Source organism: Streptomyces sp. NPDC002306 (genome assembly GCF_053593435.1).
The window spans coordinates 1-3,430 of the sequence record NZ_JBSFCK010000116.1; the positions used below are offsets into that span (position 1 = coordinate 1).

1 protein-coding gene and 1 pseudogene are annotated in these 3,430 nt (G+C 63.0%); both read left to right on the forward strand.

Annotation, left to right across the window (positions count from 1 at the left end; genetic code table 11):
* Window positions 1-211 precede the first annotated feature (211 nt).
* Window positions 212-343: pseudogene (locus tag ACWCQK_RS42145) on the forward strand (SpvB/TcaC N-terminal domain-containing protein); the annotation flags it as partial.
* A gap of 189 nt (window positions 344-532) precedes the next feature.
* The coding region (locus ACWCQK_RS42150) for an FG-GAP repeat domain-containing protein (protein ID WP_451164540.1) at window positions 533-3,430 on the forward strand (2,898 nt) is incomplete at its 3' end.

Genomic DNA, 3,430 nt, shown 5'->3' on the forward strand with positions numbered 1-3,430 from the left:
GGGTCGTGGTGGTGGTTGGTTGCGTGTAGTGGTGGGTTTGGCGGTTGTTGTGGGGGTGGTTTCGGGGCCGGGGGTGTCGTTTGCTGCGCCTGGTGATGTTGGGCCGGTGTTGCCGGGGGGGACGGGGTTTGGTCCGGGTGTGGGGGATGGGGTGGGGGCGGGGTCGTCGGTGGGGTTTGGGGCGGGGTCGTTGTCGGTGTCGCCTGGGGGGGTGGCGTCGTTTTCGGTGCCGTTGAGGGTGCCGGCGGGGCCGGGGGGTGTGCAGCCGTCGTTGGGTTTGAGTTATGCGTCGGGGGCGGGGAATGGTGATGTGGGGGTGGGGTGGTCTGTTTCGGGGTTGTCGCGGATTACGCGGTGTGGGGAGTCGGTGGCTTCTGAGGGGAAGCGGTCGGGGGTGTCGTTGAGGAATGTTGATGGGGATGAGGGGGATGCGGACCGGTTCTGTCTGGATGGGCAGAAGTTGGTGTCGGGGAAGTTGTATGGGGGGTCGGAGACGGATTATCGGACGGAGGCGGATTCTTTCGTCAAGGTGGTGTCGAAGGACACGGATGGGTTAGGTCCGAAGTGGTTTGAGGTTTTCACGTCGGGCGGGACGGTGCGTGAGTATCGTCCGGAGTTGGTGCAGCGGTTGTCGGGGGATGAGTCGGTTTTACGCGCGGATGGTGATCCGGTGCGGTGGGTGTGGTTGTTGGCGAAGGAGTCGGACCGGTCGGGGAATACGGTGGCGTATTCGTATCGGCGGGATCTGGCGGATGTGGGGGGTGTAACGGACGGGAGTGTGTCGTTTCAGCCGGATAAGATTTCTTATTCGACGGTGGATGGCACGGCCCGTCGTTTTGTGAAGTTTGCGTATGAGACCACGGCCCGGCCGGATCGGGAGTTTCTGTGGAGTGCGGGGGTGAGTCAGCATCTATCGCACCGGTTGATGTCGGTGGAGATGCATGGGCCTAATCCGCAGTCGACGTCGTTGTTGTGGAAATACAATTTGGGGTATGGGCAGGGGGTGCAGTCGAAGCGGTCGGTGCTGACGTCGGTGCAGCAGTGTGGTGCGTTGGGGACGTGTACGTGGTCGAAGACGTTTAAGTATGCTTCGGATCAGCCGCAGTTTTCGACTCCGGTGGTGCAGGAGTCGGGGATTCTGCTGTCGCGGCAGTCGACTCCGGGTGTGATGCCGCATGCGGTGCAGACGGGTGATTTTAACGGGGATGGTGCGGATGACTATCTCTACACCCAGGGTTCTGATGTCCTTACGCTGGACAATTTTGTGTGGATGAGCCGGCGGAATGCGGATGGGTCGATCACTGCGGCTGCGGACCGGTATCAGGTGGCGCCGAGCCGGCTGTTGACGGAGAGCCGTCCGGTGGATGTGGACGGTGACGGTATTGATGAGCTGGTCGCGCCGACCCAGTATGTTGTCACGACGGGTTCGAATGATGTGCTGCGGTGGAACGCGGGCACACATGTTTTTGAGGTGGGGGGGAGTACGGGACTGTTTGCGGGGTCTCGGCTGAGCGAGACCGCCGATTTTGCTGATATTGATGGTGATAGTCGGCTGGATTTGGTGGAGCGGGAGAAGGGCACGCCGGATCGGCCGGAAAGCAAGTACCGGTATCGGAAGAATACCGGGACGGAGTTTGAGGCGTCGTCGACGGAGTTAGCGGAGACGTTCTGCCAGCCGTTTTATGCGGATCTTGAGGGTGACGGCCGGATGGATTTGGTGGCCGGCGCGCGGGGTGGCAGTACGCGGGGGTGCTCGAGCGGCGACTGGGTGAAGGCGTCGCAGAAGGACGACGGCACGATCGAGTCTGTGGTGGAGCCGTTTGACGGGAAGTACCCGGTGCAGGGACATCACGGGGACCCGGCGATACCGGCGGAGCGGGAGTTAGTGCCGGGGGATTTCAACGGTGATGGCCTGCAGGATGCGGCGTTGGTGGAGTGGCTGGACAGCCCGCGGATTGATATCCGTTACAACACCGGTAACGGGTTCACGCCGGCGAAGCGTTTTACGGTGTTGCCGGCGTGGCCGGTGGGCGACATGGTCCCGGGTAGGGATGGCGGGAACCGGGGGATGCGGGTCGCGGACATGGACCAGGACGGCAAGTCCGACTTTGTGATTTTCCATGAGCAGGCGATCGGTGCGATGCCGGCGTGGAACGGTCCGTCGGCAAGTGGTGGCGGTGTGACGGTCCTGTATGGGGCGGGCGGGTATGCGAACATGCCCGGAGTGGCGAACCCGGCGTGGCTGCACAGCGGCGTGGAAAGGGTGCGTGGTGATTTCTCGCTGTCGCAGTTGGGGGATTTCAATAACGACGGCCGTCCGGATTTCATGACGTACCGCGGGGATGGCACGGCGGGTAACAGTGCGCTGGTGCGGGTGACGAATTCCAGCGGGACTGCTGCAGCAGGCCAGGATGTGCTGGTAGAGGTGGGAGACAGTGCTAATACCCGCTGGCCGCGGCAGAAGATCGAGTATTCCACGGAGTGGACGGATCAAAAAGACATCACGACGGCGGTAGCGTTCCCGTTGCAGTCGATGCGCCGTCATGGGCTGCTGGTGGTACGGAAGGTGACGTCGTTCGAGCATCTGCTGGACCCGGCCAACCAGGCGGCCATCACCAACGGGGGCCGGGTAACGGAGTACCGTTACAACGATCCCGTCTTTGATGTGCAGGGCCGGGGTTTCCTGGGGTTTGGCAGTACGTCGGTGTGGGATCCGCAGCGGCCCAGTGAGACGGTCACCGAGTTCGACAACACCACACGTTTCGACCGGGGACAGAGCCGGCATGACTACCCGTTTGCGGGCCGGCCCAAGACGGTGACCACGGTGACCGGGAAACTCACCCAAGCCGGGGCGGCCGCCCACCCCGATAAGAGTGGGGTGCGGGTGTCCCGCACGGTCACCACGTGGGAACGCCGGTCCACGTTCGCCACCCTCGCCTACACCGTGCAGCCGAAACAGACTCTTCTTCCCGACTACTCCAGTGAAGTCAAGGTGTGGGAAGAAGAGGCCGCGGTGGACTGGGCGCTGAATGCTTCGGCTAATCCCACGGCCACGCCGCGCACCCATTTTTATGCGATTGATGTGCCGGCGAATGCTGATCGCCGGACCCGGACAGCGGGCGAGAACGACCTTTATGGCAATGCCACACGTCAGCAGTCGCAGACGACGGGCGGCGCAACCTCGGATGTCACCACCACGTTCGATATGAGCGACGCACGCAAGGACGCGTGGCTGGTGCATCTGCCACTGGAATCGGTCACCACGAAGATCGAGGCGGATGACACACCGCTGGTGCCGCACCGCGCCACCAGCAAACTGGCCTACGAGCACGACCCCGCGGGCCGGCTGACGAAGACCTACGCCGAGAAGAACGCGGCCGATGTGGACCTGCGGGAGACCACGACGAATTCGTATCTGCCCGGCGGGCAG